This is a genomic window from Paenibacillus sp. USHLN196, assembly GCF_037144955.1.
GTDB lineage: Bacteria > Bacillota > Bacilli > Paenibacillales > Paenibacillaceae > Paenibacillus > Paenibacillus xylanexedens_C.
In genome coordinates this window covers 26199-42633 of sequence record NZ_JBBCYH010000008.1, presented here as the reverse complement: position 1 = coordinate 42633, position 16435 = coordinate 26199, and the positions used below count along the sequence as shown (strand labels likewise).

The following is a 16435-nucleotide window of genomic DNA, read 5'->3' as shown; positions in this document are numbered from 1 at the left end:
GCGTTGCTCCATACTTCATGGAACAGCTAATCGAAAGACGGTTTTTCAAGTTACTGCCATTACATATTTTCTAACATGTGCTCCACAATACGGTGTGAACGCTGCGAAGATTCCACGGTAAATTCAGCAAAGTTAACATGCGCCGAACCATCCGCTTTATCTGACATCCCACGCAGGACAACAAATGGTACTCGATTCATGTAACAGACCTGAGCAACTGCTGCCCCTTCCATCTCGGCACATGCACCGTCCATTTCGGTATATAACATGTTAACCGTATCTTTATTCGCAATAAATTGGTCTCCAGATAACACTTTACCGATCAGGTAATTGGCTCCCTGAGCTTTACATGCTTCTTCAGCCAGTGTAATAAGTGAAGCGTCGGCAGGGAATGCAGATGTCTCCTGGTAAGGAATAACCCCGCGTGCGAACCCCAGCGGCGTTACATCCATGTCGTGCTGAACACATACAGACGATATAACCATATCTCCGATGTTCAGCTCAGGATTAACTGCACCCGCAACACCTGTGAAGATAATCCGATTAACCTGAAAACGATCAATCAAGATCTGCGTCGTAACCGCTGCATTTACTTTACCTACACCGGATTTGCACACGACAATTTGCTTGCCCAGCCACTCGCCTGCAACGTATGTTATGCCGGTTTGTTTGACCGTCTCAAGCTGCTTCATACCTGCCAGCAAAAGTTCTACTTCCTCGTCCATTGCTCCGATAATACCGATCGTTTCACGCATCTTCGGATTCCCCCTGTTTCATTTTAATCTCATTCAGCACAAAAGCTCCGTCTCCGGAGCTTTCGCATATCCATTATGTAGAGAGAATAGCTTCTCCCTTTCTAAATAACATTCCGCTTAAACTACATCTGCGTGACTTACTGACAGACGAAGAATCGTTTCATGCGGCAAAATAACCCGTGGGTTCTCTACATTTTCCTTCTTCATCAGCTTTGTCAGCAAACGCATCGCTACTGCGCCAAGATCGTACATCGGCTGAGCCACTGTCGTCAACTGAGGACGCACCATGGAAGCCATACGAATGTTATCCACACTAATAATGGAGAAATCATCCGGTACTTTCAGGCCTTCATCCTGAATACTGTGAATGGCACCAATCGCCATTTCATCTGTTGCAGCAAAGATTGCCGAAGGCTTTTTCTTCAATCCGAGGAAATATTTCATTGCTTCCACACCGGATTCATAACGATAGTTACCAATACGAACCAGGTCCTCCTGGTATTCCATGCCTGCTGCTTCCAACGCTTTCTTGTAACCTTGGAAACGCGCATAACCATTCGCAGGATCTTGCAGTGTACCACTGATCATCGCGATTTCCTTGTGTCCATGACGAATCAAGGTGTTTACTGCGTCAAACGCAGCTGCCTCATGGTCAATATCCACAGAAGGGAATGTTCCCTTCTCATCACTCGTTGCACAAAGTACGATCGGCACAGCCGCAGACTGGAACGCCTGAATGTGTTCGTCCGTTACTGTTCCGCCCATAAAGAGCAGTCCATCTACTTGTTTTTCGAGCAAGGTGTTAATAACACGAATTTCTTTTTCTTTCTTCTTATCCGCATTACACAAAATAATATTGTAGTGATACATATTCGCAATATCTTCAATTCCGCGGGCAATCTCCGCGAAGGTTGAGTTCGAAATATCCGGAATAACGACCCCGACCGTGGTTGTCTTCTTGCTTGCCAGACCTCTGGCTACCGCATTCGGACGATATCCCAACCGTTCGATGGCTTCATATACTTTTTTCCGCGTTTGCGGTTTGACATTAGGGTTATTATTAACTACCCGTGATACCGTTGCCATAGACACTCCAGCTTCACGTGCCACATCATAAATGGTTACCGTCACAGTACTTCTCTCCATTACCAGTAAATTTTCATACCATTTTCATTAAGATTTATATTACGACAAATTTTTGCATTAATCAATTAAAATAGGCTTTAGGACTCACTCAAAACATTCGTAAGAGTAGTGCTAGTAATATCTGAATGGGAAGTATGCCATACAGGAATTCCCTTTTTGATCAGGATCGCCTGTGGAGATTCGTGCTTAACACCCAGCTTTTCTGCTGCTTCATTGGATACCGGGCGATCTTCCACGACATAAATGATGCCATATTTCACTTGTTCATTGGGATTGTTATGCAAATAATCGTTCATCTCCTGATAAGCATTCGAGCTGATCGGACAGCGTGTGCTGTGCTTAAACAGAAGCAAGGGTTGATCCTTGGTAGCCTCCACCGCGGAGTTTAGCTGTTCAATACTTGTCATTTTAGTCATGTCAGCCATTAGATATACATCCCCCTTTACCAGGAATACCGCTATGTTGAGCGTTTTCACTCTTCGATATCTTAACAAAAAGTGCGAGAAAAAGCCAATTTTCATGAAAACAAGCATTTTACACGTCAAAATTAGACAGCATTCGAGAAGTACTCCTGCCACACAAATCCGGATAATTGACTTAATCTGCGCTCCGTGGTCTCAATCCACGCTGCATCTCCAGACTTCGTTGCGTAACCCATAATGTCCAACAGCAGATTAACACGCTCCTCCACCGCTTGCTGCATGCGATATTCCATCTCCCGATCGGTCGCATCAGGCCATGCCAACAGTTGCTCATGAAACAAGTCTGCCAGTTCATTGCGTTCACCAAAAGATACGTCCTGCTTCACGGGTTTTTCGCCCAGTGTGCTTATGCATTCTGTCAAATCCGGCTTGACCGGCTGAAGCACTTCGTATGATACACAGTCTGTACACGCAAATACAGGTACGTTTCGAATCTCCACCTTTTTGGCGTATACTACTGTTCTTAATTCCAATTCCATAACATGTCCACATCTGCACGACTTGCGCACAACCATCACCTCATTCGTTCTATACTCTTATATAAGTACCATTCGACCTATTTCGGCTCAAATCCTGCTGTAATTGAGAGGTTGCACAAATTACCACTCACACCAGATCAAGGTTGTCGAATGCAGGCAGTCATTGACTTGTAATCGCTTCCTCAAAAGTGAATATGCACTTCCATGAAGTCCTGCGGAGAATCTGTTACAATTAAAGACGCGACATCCCTAATTACCGCAAAAGGAGAGAAGAATATGAGATTAACCGGTAAGAAAGTCATTGCTCTGGTCGATGAAGAATTCGAGGATCTGGAATTGTGGTATCCTGTGCATCGTGTACGTGAAGAAGGTGCAGAGGTACATCTGGCTGGAGAGAAAAAAGGGAAAACCTATATTGGCAAATATGGCGTCCCGGCTGAAGCTGAATACAGTTTTGATGAACTCGACAGTTCACACTATGATGGAATTCTCGTACCAGGCGGCTGGGCACCGGACAAGCTACGTCGTTATCCCAAAGTACTCGAACTTGTAAAGGAAATGAATGCAGACCGGAAACCGATCGGACAGATCTGTCATGCAGGTTGGGTCCTGATCTCCGCCAAAATTCTGGACGGGGTTACGGTAACCTCTACACCAGGTATTCGGGATGACATGGAAAATGCAGGTGCCATCTGGAAAGATGAAGCGGTTGTTGTCGATGGGCATATCATCTCAGCACGTCGTCCACCCGACCTTCCGCCTTACGGTAAGGCATTTTGCGATGCACTCGCTGACAAATAAAAATAACCCCACTGTGCTAATCTCATGCACAGTGGGGTTATTTTGCTAACACAAGTTTACCGATAAATAATTATCACAAATGTAAATATATTAACTTAAAGGTATTTATATCCAATTATCCATTTCACGATGCATTTGATCCACTCTGTTCGTCCGAATTCCCCGTAGAGTCATTAAAAACTTGCAGACGCTCCTCAATATCCCCGCTGGTCCGTAGGGCGAAGCACTTACGAGCTTCTTCCTTGGCTGCTGATGCCGTTGTGTTCAACACTCTGTGCTTCACACGCAACAGGGATTGTGGAGACATACTTAAATGACGAATGCCAAGCTCCAGCCAAAGCGGAATGGCACGTTCGTCCCCCGCCATCTCCCCGCATACACTCACATCAATGCCGGCTGTGTGAGCCGCATCTGCTGTGGCACGAAGCATCCGCAGAACAGCCGGATGATAAGGATGATACATATGAGCAATCTGTTCGTTCATTCGATCTACTGCCAGTACATACTGAACCAGATCATTCGTACCGATGCTGAAGAAGTCCGCTTCCTCAGCCAGCAGATCTGCAATCATCACTGCTGCTGGAACTTCAATCATGATCCCCACCTGAATGTGAGGATCGTATGATAATCCCCGCTCGTCCAGATCGGCCATCGCCTCACGAAGAATCTCATTGGCCTGCTGAAGCTCTTCCACCGAAGAGATCATCGGATACATGATTTTGACATTACCGGCAGCACTGGCACGCAGAATGGCTGTCAGCTGTGTTTTGAACAGATCCTTGCGGTCCAAACTAATCCGAATGGCACGGTATCCCAGAAACGGATTGTCTTCCTCTGGAAGCTCAAAATAATCAAGCTGCTTGTCACCCCCGATATCCAGTGTACGAATGACAACGGATTGGCCTGCTGTTTTCTCTGCCACAAGGCGGTATACCTCATATTGTTCTTGCTCTCCCGGGAATGTAGCCCGGTCCATATACAGGAACTCTGTTCGGAACAAGCCTACACCCTTGGCTCCATGTTTCAAAGCCATGTCCAGTTCCTTCACGGAACTGATATTGGAAGCAAGATGTAATACAGCCCCGTCTTTGGTTACAGCATCCACCGTTGCAAGCACCTGTAGCTGTTCCTTTTTCTTCAACTGTTTGCTGCGAAGCATCGTATAGCGTTCTATCGTCTTGCGGTCCGGATCGGTAAATACCAAGCCATTGTCACCATCTACCACAAGCATATCACCTGTCTCTACCGGCATGCCAAGACTCGCTTCCAGACCGGAAACGAGAGGAATACCAAGTGCACGAGCCATAATCGCGGAATGTGATGTTTTCCCGCCAATCAAGGTTACTATGCCTAGCACATGGGTGGGATTCAGATGTGCCAGTTGCGAGGGCGACAGCTCTTTCGCAACAAGTACATAAGGCTGGGTATCCGAAGGAAGTGTAATCTCCGGTGCGCCGAGCAGATGCTTGAGCAGACGGTTACCCACATCCTTGATGTCAATCGCCCGCTCCTTCATATATTCGTCCTCCAGCAGGTCAAACATCGTAACAAAGTGGTCAATGGCTTCTTTCACCGCCACTTCTGCCGCCTTGTACTGACGCTCGATAATGCCGCGGATTTCGTTCATGAATACCGGATCTTCGAGGATGGCCAGATGTGCATCAAAAATACTGGACTCCTCGGGACCAACGACTTCCTTGAACTCATTCTTGATATATTCGATCTCATCCTTTGATGTCCGTATGCCCTCATACAGCCGTTCGAACTCCTGGGCGAGATCTACCGAATCCATCTTTTGATCCGGCAGATCCCATTCCCAACTGGGCAGGACAAATGCTTTGCCGATGGCTATGCCTGCAGCTCCGTTGATGCCTTGTATCTTCATTCTACCCCTCCAACGTTCCTGTCATAGAGCACCACGGACATAACGGATGCCTGACCTTTCTTAACTTGCTTAAATGGAGCAAAACTCCATGATTTTACACGATCCGGATTCGTAATTACCATGGGTGTTGTTAGTGATGCCGCTTGCTCGCGGAGTACTGCCAGATCAAACTTGATCAACAACTGCCCTGGCTCCACCGTATCGCCCTCCTGAACAAAAGCTTCAAAATGGCCTTTCAACTGAGAGGTATCGATGCCGATATGCAGTAATACCTCAAGCCCCTCACGGGTAGAAATACCCAAGGCATGCATGGTCGGGTACAAGTGCATAATCGTTCCGTACACGGGTGAGACCAGCTCTCCCTTTTCCGGAACAAAGGCTACACCATCACCGACAAGCTTGGCTGCAAAAATCTGATCCGGTACCTCTTCAATCGGGAGCATTTTGCCCTGAACGGGGGCACAGAACAGAACCTGTTGCAGATCTCTTTCCAGCAGCTTCGCGATTTCTTCCCGAATCAATTCCGAGTAGGTCCCGAATACCACCTGTACGTTACCGCCACCCAGCTTGATCAGTCCTGCGGACCCCATACTCTTCATGGCACCCGTGTCGATCAGCCGGTCATCATGCACAGTGAGGCGAAGACGTGTAATACATGCTTCAACCTGTACAATGTTACTCTTCCCACCCAATGCTTCGAGGATTAAAGGTGCCTGATAAGGAATGTTACCTACCCAATCTTCCAGCATGGAGCCCTCTTCACGTCCTGGTGTTGGAATCTTGAACGTACGAATCGCCCATCGGAACAGGAAGTAGTAAAGCAGCCCATATAGTATGCCAATCGGAATGAGCTTCCACGCATTCTCCGATAGATGGAAATTGAGTATGTAGTCAATAATACCTGCGGAGTAAGAGAATCCATGCCGGATATCCAGCCAGTAACTAATCCACATGGCAACGCCGGACATCACTGCATGCACGATGAACAGATAAGGAGCCGCGAACAAAAAAGCAAACTCAATCTGTTCCGATACCCCGGTTAGAAAACAAACGAGTGCCGATGTCAGAAAAGTTTTCTTGATTTTCGGTTTCAGATCTTCCCTGGCTTCCTGAATAATAGCAAAGGCTATCGCCGGAATGGCAAACATCATGATGGGAAACAAACCTGCCATAAAGAATCCTGCTGTTGGATCACCTGCAAAAAATCGGGGCAAATCCCCTTGCACAATGTTACCATCAGGCGTTTCAAACGTCCCTAACTGGAACCAAAACACATTGTTAAGCAGGTGATGAAGCCCAAAAGCGACCAGCACCCTGTATAACACCCCGTAAATGAACAGTCCAAAACCCCCGAGACTGTATTCCCAAGTAGCAATGCCGTTCAATCCATGCTGTAGGATCGGAGCGAGCCATAACATAAAACAGGAGAACAATGCCGAACAGAGTCCAACGATGAGCAAAACAAACCTTGAACCTCCAAAAAACTGTAAAATTTCAGGCAGTTTAATGCTTTTAAACCGATTATGCATCCCACCGGCAAGCGCGCCGAGTATGATTCCGATTAAGGAAGCGGGCTGAACGGTGCCATCCCCGAAGTTCCGAGTCACCTGATCATATATCACGATACCAGCCAGAGCAGCAAGTCCCGCTTGTCCGGCCTGGTTGGAGAGTCCCAGTGCTACACCGACAGCGAACAAATACGGTAAGAAATAAAAAATACCGTGTCCGGCCACGGTAGACACTTCACCGACAATATCCAATCCCCAGGCGTCCCAAGGCAGACTGCCAACACTGAGCAAAATTGCGGCGGCGGGCAGGACCATTGTAGGCAGCATTACCGCTCGTCCGAGCTGCTGCAAGGATCCGAGCCAATTCATGGCGACCTCTCCTTTCTATCCTAGATGGTAAGCTTTACGCAACGTTTTGTCAAAGCAAAACAGTAACCAATTGGTAATTAATAACGGCGAAAATAGAACAGAAAAAATCCCGTCAACTTCAAGTTAACGGGATTCATCCTATGTTCATTCAATTGGGACAGATCAGGAGATCATTCGATCACAAGTGAACGAGCCTCTCAGCCGCGTCCAGCGCCGCGCAGAACGATGGAATCCTCTACCTTGATACAACGATTCGTTACCGCTGTCATGCCGTTCTCTGCAGCAATCTGGACCGCTTCATCACTATGGATGCCAAGCTGCAGCCACAGTACATTGGCTTTGATGGCAGCGGCGTCACGAGCGACATCCGCGCAAAACTCTTCGCGACGAAACACATTGACAATGTCTACCGGCTCTGGAATATCCGCGAGTGTGGCATATACCGTCTCGCCCAAGATTTCACCTTGCGCCTGTGGATTAACCGGGATAATGCGATAACCTCTGCTCTGCATGGCTTCTGCCACCATATAGGAAGTACGATCTGATTTGTCTGATAAGCCGACGACTGCGATGTTGCCTGCCTTGCGCAAAAGTTGTCCAATTTCTTCACGAGTAGGGTTGTTAAATTCCATGTTCAAGCACCATCCTTTTCTGATTAAAGTGCGTGTTCAAAAGACAGGTTTCAGTTATTTTACTCTTTTACCCATTGAACCGAGGCGCCAAGCGCCTGCAAATGATCGAAATATTGCGGATAAGACTTCGCTACATGGTGTGCATCCCGAATACGAAGCGGCTCCTTGGAACGCAGACCCACAACAGTGAGCGCCATAATTACGCGATGATCGTAGTGAGCGTTAATCTCAACGCCGCCTTCAACGCCTTCCGGACGTCCGTGTACGATAATCTCAGCTTGACGCTCTTCAACATTCGCTCCTGCCTTCCGCAGTTCGTTCAAGTAATCGGTGATTCTGTCACATTCCTTGTAACGCAGGTTCTCTACATTATAGAACCGTGACGTTCCTTCCGCAAACACAGCTGCGGCTACCATAGCCAAAACGGCGTCCGTCGCGGCATCCCCGTCGAATTCGATCGCTTTCAGTCTGCCATTACCTTGAACGTGTACAACATCGTTCTCATGTGTCAATGGCACTTCCATCATGCGCAGAACGTCAACAATGGCACGTTCTCCCTGTTTGCTCTGCTCCATCAGGCGCAGAATTTTCACATCAGACTGTGTAACCGCTGCTGCGGCAAGAACGGCTGCCGAGCCCGGGTAGTCCCCTTGAACCGTGTAGGTCGTTGGCTGGTAAGCCTGTCCACCTGGTACACGGAAGGACATGTAATCATCGCTTGCATGGATAACGATGCCTGCCTGCTCCAGCACTTCCAGTGTCTGTCCGATAACGACCTTGGACTTCAGGTCATTCAGCACTTCAATGGTGCTGTCTTCTGCAAGCAACGGCGTAACAAACAACAATGCGCTCAGATATTGGGAGCTGACGGAGCCGGATACACGAATGTGTCCACCCTTGGCATTGCCACCCTTGATTGTAATCGGTAAGCGTCCTTGTTCATGCTGAACATCTACACCCAATTGGCCCAGCGCATCGATCAGGTCATCATGGGGGCGTTTGCCCAGTGAATCCGGGTACGTATTCACAAATGTAACTTCAGGGCAGAGCGCTGTAACGCCCATCAGGAAACGAAGTACAGCACCCGCATTCCCAACATTCAATTCACGCACATCACGGGGATGACTGCCAAAGCCCTGGATCACAATCTTGCTGTCGTCTTCTTCAAGCACTGCCCCCAGATCGCGAATACATCTGCGCATGGCGTCACTGTCTTCACTGTGTGCCGGGAAATGAATGGTACTTGTGCCTTCTGCCAGTGCAGCAGCCAGCAAATAGCGGGTAGTGTAGTTTTTGGAGGACAGAGCCCCGATTTCCCCGTTCAGAGTGGGGGTTGGTTTAACAATAACGTCCATGGATGAAATTCTCCTTCGTTGATTATATTGTGGCCAAATTGACATTCCGTGCATCGCTTGGGTATCATTATAGCGTTAAGTCCATACAGAAAAGAGGACCTGAATATGACACAAATAGCTGAAATTGAAACGTCTGAGCTGCGCCGCCGTTTACAGGCGGGAGAGAAGCTGCAGATGATAGACGTCCGCGAGGACGATGAAGTCGCGCAAGGCATGATCGAAGGAGCCAAGCATATTCCGCTTGGACAGATTCCGGACCGACTGTCTGAGATTGAGAAATCAGGCGAGATCGTGATTATCTGTCGTAGCGGTTACCGCAGTGAGCGTGCCTGTGAATATCTGCAACAACTGGGATATGAAGGCTGTACAAACATGGTCGGCGGTATGCTTCAGTGGCAACAGGAAGACTAGAGAAACCCGGAGAGAAGCGAAGTCATTTGTAACCTTGTGAATTCGCTCCACTCCTAGAAACGGGCCTATATGGCCCGTTTTGTTATATCTGCCACCACCTATCAAACTTCGATGATAACAAGCTTAGACGCGGTAATGCGCTAAAATTAAACGAGTCACTTCGGCAGCGGATAACTCGGTTGTATCCACCGTATAATGTGCGAACCGATATGCGTCTTTCCGTTCTTCCATAATTGCCTGAATGCGTTCCTCTGCATTGCCTGCGAGAAGTGGACGGTTGTCACAGCCACTAACACGCTCTACAATCACTGCCGGATCAGCAGTCAAGGCAACAACCCAACCATTTTTCAACATCACGTCACAATTATCCGAACGCAGCACCACACCGCCACCGGTCGCTATGACCTGTGACTTCTTCTCCAGCATCGAGCACAACATGCGGCTCTCGGCATCACGGAAATACGTCTCTCCCTTGCCAGTGAACAGTTCTGGAATCGTACAGCCTTCCTCTTTTTCCACCGCGGCGTCTACATCAATCAATCGATAACCAAGCTCGCGTGCAAGCATGTCAGCGACGGTTGATTTGCCGGTTCCCATCATACCAATGAGAATAATATTGTTAGACTTGCTCAAGGTGTACACTCCTTTTAATTCAAGCAATTCGTGAGCACTTTTGTCCTATCATAACACAGCCCTGCGGACTGGGAAAGACCATCTCCTGACCGACTTCTTTTCGACCTTCCGCAACCTTCCAAGACAGATCAAGTAACTTCCGGCATCTAAGCCTACGTCAGATCACCCTCAAGCAGTTTTGAGCCCCCAAACGTCTCAATCAGTGACCAACTATTAACCTAACGAACTCCAATGAGCTTATTTACGGTAAATAGGCGCAGTTAAACTTCTAAAGAATCTGAGTAAACTTATTTCAAAAAATCACCGTCAAAACCTCGACATCTCGCTGCGAATTATCGAAATAGTACCTTCTGAGTTCGTTAAAAAATAGAACCGGCTCATTTTGCCAAAATAGAGTGTCTCCTGTTCATTAGGTCTAGAATCAGCTACATATCTTCTCCATCAACATTATTACTGTATAACACAGTAAAAAAAGAGGCCCAGCGTTGACCGGCAATCACCGGAACGCCAAACCTCTTTTGAGCCCCTTAGCAGGCCAAACCTGCCACTTAAAGGGGCACTAGCCAAATCTAATAGACCTTGTATATGTGGTACTACTCCATCCAGTTGTGGTGGAAGCTGCCTTCTTTGTCCACACGTTTGAACGTGTGAGCACCGAAGTAGTCACGTTGTGCTTGCAGCAAGTTGGCTGGCAGACGCTCTGTACGGTAGCTGTCGTAGTAAGAAAGAGCGCTGGAGAAGCCAGGTACCGGAACACCTTGTTTTACAGCAGCCGCTACAACTTCACGCCATGCGTCTTGATAAGACTCAACGATGTTTTGGAAGTACGGATCCAAGAGCAGGTTTTTCAGTGCTGCGTCTTTATCATAAGCTTCCTTGATGTTTTGCAGGAACTGTGAACGGATGATGCAGCCGCCACGGAAGATCATGGCAATGTTACCGTATTTCAGATCCCAGCCATACTCATCGGAAGCTGCACGCATTTGTGCAAATCCTTGTGCGTAGGATACGATTTTACTTGCGAAGAGGGCATTACGCACGCTCTCGATGAATGCCTTTTTGTCGCCCGAGAAGGCTTCCGTCGCTGGTCCACTCAGGATTTTGCTAGCTGCTACACGCTCGTCCTTCATCGCAGACAAGAACCGGGAGAATACAGATTCTGTGATCATGGACAATGGTACGCCGAGATCCAGCGCGCTTTGGCTTGTCCATTTACCTGTTCCTTTTTGTCCAGCAGCGTCCAGAATAACGTCAACCATTGGTTTGCCAGTTTCAGGATCGTATTTGGAGAAGATATCTGCCGTGATTTCGATCAGGTAGCTATCCAGCTCCCCTTGGTTCCATTCCGTAAAGATTGCATGAAGCTCTTCAACGGAAACGTTCAATACGGATTTGAGCAAGTGGTACGCTTCACCAATCAACTGCATGTCCCCGTACTCGATACCGTTATGTACCATTTTCACATAGTGTCCGGCACCATCAGGTCCAATATATGTACAACATGGATCGTCACCGACTTTGGCCGAGATCGCCGTCAGAATCGGTTCAACCAGTTTATAAGCACTTTCCTGTCCACCCGGCATAATGGAAGGGCCTTTCAATGCGCCTTCTTCACCACCGGATACACCTGTACCGATAAAGCGAATGCCTTTGTCTTCCAACTCTTTGCTGCGACGTTGCGTGTCAGGGAAGTATGCGTTCCCTCCATCAATGATGATGTCGCCCTCATCCAGGTGAGGAAGCAGTTGTTCAATGGTTGCGTCGGTCGCTTTGCCGGCTTGTACCATGATCAAAATTTTGCGCGGGGATTCCAGGGATGCTACGAACTCTTCAATGGAGAATGAGCCTGTCAGGTTTTTACCTTCAGCTTCTTTCAGAAGATCATTGGTTTTCTCCGGGGAACGGTTATATACCGATACCGAGAAACCTCTGCTTTCAATGTTAAGGGCCAAATTTTTGCCCATGACAGCCAGGCCAATTACGCCAATTTGTTGTTTTGTCATCTGGTCCTCCATCCTTTGCTCCAATTAATTTTATTGAAATAAATTCTCAACAATACTCCCATTTTAACGGTTTTATGTATAGAAGTGAACCCCGTGGCACAGTTACACAACGAGAAAACACCCCAATCTGCTGAGGTGTTCATCGTATTTTCATAAATACGGCTTTCTCTTGATCAGCCTTCCAGCATTAGCAGATGTCTAGACAGCTGTTTTAAGACTTCACGACAAGCATTTGCTTTTTCGATATTATCCATCTGCATGGCCGTGTACAGGCGCTCCAGCTCATCGTCCACTTCCATGCGCAACAACATCAGTCGCTCCTCGCCTTCGCGCGAGAGGAACATTTCTTCCATCTCTTCTGCCGTTGGCGCAGGTTCCTTTTGAAAAATGACACGCTGTTTGAACCCGGACACTTCAACGAGACGAATGACTTCACCGAACAAAATGTTCTCCACAGTCATCTGCTGATCCTTGAACCTCTTCACAACCGCATGCCCGCGTGTATCTCCAATCAGCTTCTCCAGCCACTCTGCCAGCTTCGCGTCCTTGATAATATAATCGCCTGTCATCTTATAGTTCCCACTGCGTGTCTGTTGAAAACGGAGCTTTACCAGCTTGCGGCCGGTACGGACAGACAGGATAAAAAAGGATTCGTCCTCGCTCCAATATAGTGAATACCCCTCACGAATAAGGTCTTTGATCAAATTTTGGATATGCCGACGGTTGAACCGCAGCTCCAGATTGCAATATTCAACTTCATAACTCTTATTCACGGCACTCCCTCCATCTGTACCGGATTTGCTCCGGCCCTCGTCTTCAATCGCTTCTACTCAATCGGCTTACCCTATTTTATACTTCATTTTATGTAAGGGTACTTGGTTATTTGACTATTTTTCACCGAAAGGACCTCTGGATTGCAGCTTTCCGCAGGAGCACAGGGGCAAGCCCCCGATTTTCATGATATAATGGACGCGAAAAAGGGAGTTCCAGTAACCACGACGGTTAACGGAACTCCCTTTTCTTTTGCTTATTTGGCTGGAGCGGTGCGAAACGGATTGCGGGATAACACAAAGTGCACTACGGCAAGTCCTGCCATGACGATGGCACTGCCAATGAATGGAGCCGGATGGCTAACGTGGTCCCACAGCAGTCCGGAAACAATAGGGCCGACAACCATGCCTGATCCCTGCAATGTAAGGAAGAATCCCCAGATCGCTCCCCGCTCTCCTTTGGGAATCAGCGTAGCTACAAAAGCATTCCAAGCGGGCAAAATCATGGCATAACTGATGCCCACCAGCATGACAATACCAAACACCACCGGAATGGATGTTATGGAGGAGAATGCGAACAGACTCGCTGCCGCCATCAAAAAACCAACGTTCAGGAACGGTTTCGTGCCGAACCTGTCTACCATTTTACCTACAGGCAGTAAGGCAATAACCGTTATTCCACCACCCGCAATCAGCAACAAACTGTAAAGGTTCGGTGAAATGTGCAGGTCTGTGCGTGTATATAGCGTAATTACCGGACTGAGCAGCCCGATGACAAACGACTGCATGAACAAGGCAGGATACACGAGCGGATTAACATTAAGCGTGCTGCGTACCCGTTGCAGTGTGCCCTTTACACTCTTTTGCAGCCGTATGAACGGCGTGAGCAGATTCGGTTTGGCTGGATATTTCACATCACTATTCTTCGCTGCTTGCACGGCATGCTCTCCTTCAACAATGACACGTCCAGGAAGAATCATGGCCACCAGAATAACGAGAATGGCACAACCCATCAGCACGAGGAATATAGTTCGATAATCATGATGCGTGCGCTCCAGCAGCCAGTTCATGCCTATAGGTCCAAGCCCCGTTCCGCCGAGAGCAGCCATCTCCAGCGCCCCCATTGCTGTACCATTCTTGTTCTGCGGGCCTGACATCGCAGTCACCCCTGTCATGGCGCAAGGCCAGAGTGGTGACGTACCAATGCCAAGAATGAGACAGGCCATGGCCAGGCCAAAGGCACTTTTGAGAAAAAGGATCATAATAACAGCGATTAAGGTACAGATTAATGCTGTAACCATCGTTGCGCGGAACCCGATCCGTTCTGCTGCCCAGCCGGAAGGCGCCCGGAACAGATTATCACCCAGATATTGAAGAGCAAATGCCACACCAATGACGCCTGCAGACAGACCCAGTATATTGTCCATATACACGGGCAGAACAGCTACCAACAGGGCCCCTTTGATAATTTCAACTAGAAAAAGTGTCAGCCACATTGCGATAAAAAATGGTGATCGCAAAATTTTGGCTGGTTTCGTGTCGGTTTGCATTCTTTTTCCCCTTTCGGTGTTCATTTGCCTATTCCCTATCCTTAGTGTAACCGTGGGGAATGTGCCCAAATCTCGGCAATTTAAAAAATTGTCGATTATACTGTTGCATTCGGTTCTTAATTTGCTATACTCATCTTTGTTTACCAATTTTATTAGGAAGGGTTGTGACAGCACTGATGAATCACCACCGTACGCCGCTGTTTACCGCTTTAAAAAATCATGCGGCACTCAATCCGGTACAGTTTCATATTCCGGGCCATAAAAAAGGATTGGGAGCGGATACCGAATTCCGTGAATTTATTGGCGATAATGCCTTCTCCATAGATTTGATTAACATCGCACCGTTGGATGACCTGCATCAGCCAACCGGTGTCATTCAGGAAGCACAGATTTTGGCAGCAGATGCCTTCGGAGCCGATTATACCTATTTTAGTGTACAAGGCACAAGCAGTGCCATTATGACCATGATTCTGTCTGTATGTTCACCTGGTGACAAAATTATTGTGCCCCGTAATGTGCATAAATCGGTTCTGTCCGCCATTATTTTCTCAGGCGCCAAACCCGTATTTGTTTCTCCTTCACAAGATGCCAATCTGGGCATTGACCACGGAGTGACTACACAGTCTATCCGTCGCGCACTTGAGCGTCATCCAGATGCCAAGGCATTGCTGGTGATTAACCCGACCTATTACGGCGTGGTTACCGATCTAAAAGAGATTGTTGAGCTTGCACACAGCTATCAAGTCCCTGTCCTCGTTGATGAAGCACACGGTGTACTCATTCATTTCCATGAGGATCTGCCGTTGTCTGCGATGGCAGCAGGTGCCGATATGGCTGCAACCAGTGTTCACAAGCTTGGTGGCTCCATGACACAGAGTTCCGTACTCAACCTGAACACGAAGAATGGGTTCGTGAATCCACAGCGTGTACAGACGATCCTGAGTCTGCTCACCTCAACATCAACTTCATACATTTTGCTTGCTTCACTCGATACATCCAGACGTAACCTGGCACTCCACGGTCGTGAGATTGCACAGAAGGCGATTGAACTAGCTGAGTTTGCCAGACGTTCGATTAACGATATGGATGGCCTGTACTGCTTCGGTAGAGAGCTGCTGGGTACAGAAGCGACCTTCAACTATGATCCAACCAAAGTAACGATCCATGTCCGCCATCTGGGCATCACAGGATATGAGACAGAGAACTGGCTGCGCGAACATTACAACATTGAGGTCGAACTTAGTGATATGTACAATATTCTGTGTCTCATCACGCCAGGAGATACGGATGACAGCGTGGATATCTTGCTGAACGCTTTGCAGGATCTCTCCCGTACCTATTATCAAGTCAACCCGGCCCATGAACTGGTAGTAAAAGTTCCGGATATTCCACAGTTGATGCTGACTCCCCGTGATGCATTCTATGGTGATACTGAAGTGATTCCATTCAAGGAATCTGCAGGACGTATTATTTCGGAATTCATCTATGTCTATCCGCCAGGAATTCCAATCCTGTTACCGGGTGAGGTTATTACCCAAGAGAACATCGATTATATCATCGATCATGTCGAAGTTGGATTACCTGTCAAAGGGCCGGAAGATCGTAGCGTAACCAACGTTAAAGTGATCGTGGAAGCCGATGCGATTTTCTAAAACA

At 47.8% G+C, this 16435-nt stretch carries 15 protein-coding genes; 3 read left to right on the top strand and 12 right to left on the bottom strand.

What is annotated here, in order from left to right; genetic code table 11:
• Positions 1-59: 59 nt before the first annotated feature.
• From WFI24_RS19665 to WFI24_RS19650, 4 genes are all read right to left on the bottom strand, one after another.
• The gene (locus WFI24_RS19665; protein ID WP_336763533.1) at positions 60-755 is read right to left on the bottom strand and encodes a 5'-methylthioadenosine/adenosylhomocysteine nucleosidase; all 696 of its coding nucleotides are present in this window, start codon (positions 753-755) and stop codon (positions 60-62) included.
• A 117-nt stretch (positions 756-872) separates the two neighbouring features.
• Positions 873-1886, bottom strand: coding sequence for a catabolite control protein A (ccpA, locus tag WFI24_RS19660; RefSeq protein WP_062835383.1), 1014 nt, complete (start codon positions 1884-1886; stop codon positions 873-875).
• Between the two features lie 92 nt (positions 1887-1978).
• The gene (gene ytxJ, locus WFI24_RS19655; RefSeq protein ID WP_145322885.1) at positions 1979-2326 is read right to left on the bottom strand and encodes a bacillithiol system redox-active protein YtxJ; all 348 of its coding nucleotides are present in this window, start codon (positions 2324-2326) and stop codon (positions 1979-1981) included.
• 122 nt (positions 2327-2448) lie between these two features.
• Positions 2449-2862: a hypothetical protein gene (locus tag WFI24_RS19650; RefSeq protein WP_336763530.1), complete on the bottom strand. Its 414-nt coding sequence runs from the start codon at positions 2860-2862 to the stop codon at positions 2449-2451.
• 276 nt (positions 2863-3138) lie between these two features.
• On the opposite strand from WFI24_RS19650, the gene WFI24_RS19645 reads away from it, so the two are divergent.
• Positions 3139-3663: a type 1 glutamine amidotransferase domain-containing protein gene (locus tag WFI24_RS19645; protein ID WP_336763528.1), complete on the top strand. Its 525-nt coding sequence runs from the start codon at positions 3139-3141 to the stop codon at positions 3661-3663.
• A 124-nt stretch (positions 3664-3787) separates the two neighbouring features.
• Here the strand turns inward: WFI24_RS19645 and ptsP are convergent, their stop codons facing one another.
• The 4 genes from ptsP to aroA all read right to left on the bottom strand — a co-directional run bounded on the left by ptsP (position 3788) and on the right by aroA (position 9412).
• Positions 3788-5548, bottom strand: a complete 1761-nt coding sequence (gene ptsP / locus WFI24_RS19640) for a phosphoenolpyruvate--protein phosphotransferase (RefSeq protein WP_336763527.1) — start codon at positions 5546-5548, stop codon at positions 3788-3790.
• On the bottom strand, positions 5545-7425 hold the full coding sequence (locus tag WFI24_RS19635) for a glucose PTS transporter subunit IIA (protein WP_221825358.1): 1881 nt from the start codon (positions 7423-7425) through the stop codon (positions 5545-5547). The genes ptsP and WFI24_RS19635 overlap by 4 nt, the downstream gene beginning before the upstream one ends.
• Positions 7426-7622: 197 nt before the next feature.
• The gene (locus WFI24_RS19630) at positions 7623-8057 is read right to left on the bottom strand and encodes a CoA-binding protein (RefSeq protein ID WP_336763523.1); all 435 of its coding nucleotides are present in this window, start codon (positions 8055-8057) and stop codon (positions 7623-7625) included.
• Positions 8058-8116: 59 nt separating this feature from the next.
• On the bottom strand, positions 8117-9412 hold the full coding sequence (gene aroA / locus WFI24_RS19625) for a 3-phosphoshikimate 1-carboxyvinyltransferase (protein WP_017687408.1): 1296 nt from the start codon (positions 9410-9412) through the stop codon (positions 8117-8119).
• A gap of 105 nt (positions 9413-9517) precedes the next feature.
• Between aroA and WFI24_RS19620 the strand changes: the two genes are divergently transcribed.
• On the top strand, positions 9518-9823 hold the full coding sequence (locus WFI24_RS19620) for a rhodanese-like domain-containing protein (RefSeq protein ID WP_017687407.1): 306 nt from the start codon (positions 9518-9520) through the stop codon (positions 9821-9823).
• Between the two features lie 123 nt (positions 9824-9946).
• Here the strand turns inward: WFI24_RS19620 and WFI24_RS19615 are convergent, their stop codons facing one another.
• From WFI24_RS19615 to WFI24_RS19600, 4 genes are all read right to left on the bottom strand, one after another.
• Complete coding sequence (locus WFI24_RS19615; protein ID WP_223868845.1) at positions 9947-10456, bottom strand: shikimate kinase; 510 nt, start codon at positions 10454-10456, stop codon at positions 9947-9949.
• Positions 10457-11049: 593 nt separating this feature from the next.
• Positions 11050-12459 (bottom strand): NADP-dependent phosphogluconate dehydrogenase, encoded by a 1410-nt coding sequence (gene gndA / locus WFI24_RS19610; protein WP_336763516.1) that lies wholly within the window; start codon positions 12457-12459, stop codon positions 11050-11052.
• Between the two features lie 173 nt (positions 12460-12632).
• Positions 12633-13232 (bottom strand): hypothetical protein, encoded by a 600-nt coding sequence (locus WFI24_RS19605; RefSeq protein ID WP_336763514.1) that lies wholly within the window; start codon positions 13230-13232, stop codon positions 12633-12635.
• A 254-nt stretch (positions 13233-13486) separates the two neighbouring features.
• A complete protein-coding gene (locus WFI24_RS19600) occupies positions 13487-14779 on the bottom strand; it encodes an MFS transporter (RefSeq protein WP_336763513.1) in 1293 nt (430 codons plus the stop codon).
• 176 nt (positions 14780-14955) lie between these two features.
• Between WFI24_RS19600 and WFI24_RS19595 the strand changes: the two genes are divergently transcribed.
• Entirely contained in the window at positions 14956-16431 is a 1476-nt protein-coding gene (locus WFI24_RS19595) for an aminotransferase class I/II-fold pyridoxal phosphate-dependent enzyme (protein WP_047844430.1), read from the top strand.
• The last annotated feature ends 4 nt before the right edge of the window (positions 16432-16435 follow it).

Excerpts from the sequence above, each read along its gene's own strand:
- WFI24_RS19665 (WP_336763533.1), bottom strand. The coding sequence starts at position 755 with ATGCGTGAAACGATCGGTATTATCGGAGCAATGGACGAGGAAGTAGAA.
- ytxJ (WP_145322885.1), bottom strand. The coding sequence starts at position 2,326 with ATGGCTGACATGACTAAAATGACAAGTATTGAACAGCTAAACTCCGCG.
- WFI24_RS19650 (WP_336763530.1), bottom strand. The coding sequence starts at position 2,862 with ATGGAATTGGAATTAAGAACAGTAGTATACGCCAAAAAGGTGGAGATT.
- WFI24_RS19645 (WP_336763528.1), top strand. The coding sequence starts at position 3,139 with ATGAGATTAACCGGTAAGAAAGTCATTGCTCTGGTCGATGAAGAATTC.
- ptsP (WP_336763527.1), bottom strand. The coding sequence starts at position 5,548 with ATGAAGATACAAGGCATCAACGGAGCTGCAGGCATAGCCATCGGCAAA.
- WFI24_RS19635 (WP_221825358.1), bottom strand. The coding sequence starts at position 7,425 with ATGAATTGGCTCGGATCCTTGCAGCAGCTCGGACGAGCGGTAATGCTG.
- WFI24_RS19630 (WP_336763523.1), bottom strand. The coding sequence starts at position 8,057 with ATGGAATTTAACAACCCTACTCGTGAAGAAATTGGACAACTTTTGCGC.
- aroA (WP_017687408.1), bottom strand. The coding sequence starts at position 9,412 with ATGGACGTTATTGTTAAACCAACCCCCACTCTGAACGGGGAAATCGGG.
- WFI24_RS19620 (WP_017687407.1), top strand. The coding sequence starts at position 9,518 with ATGACACAAATAGCTGAAATTGAAACGTCTGAGCTGCGCCGCCGTTTA.
- gndA (WP_336763516.1), bottom strand. The coding sequence starts at position 12,459 with ATGACAAAACAACAAATTGGCGTAATTGGCCTGGCTGTCATGGGCAAA.
- WFI24_RS19600 (WP_336763513.1), bottom strand. The coding sequence starts at position 14,779 with ATGCAAACCGACACGAAACCAGCCAAAATTTTGCGATCACCATTTTTT.
- WFI24_RS19595 (WP_047844430.1), top strand. The coding sequence starts at position 14,956 with ATGAATCACCACCGTACGCCGCTGTTTACCGCTTTAAAAAATCATGCG.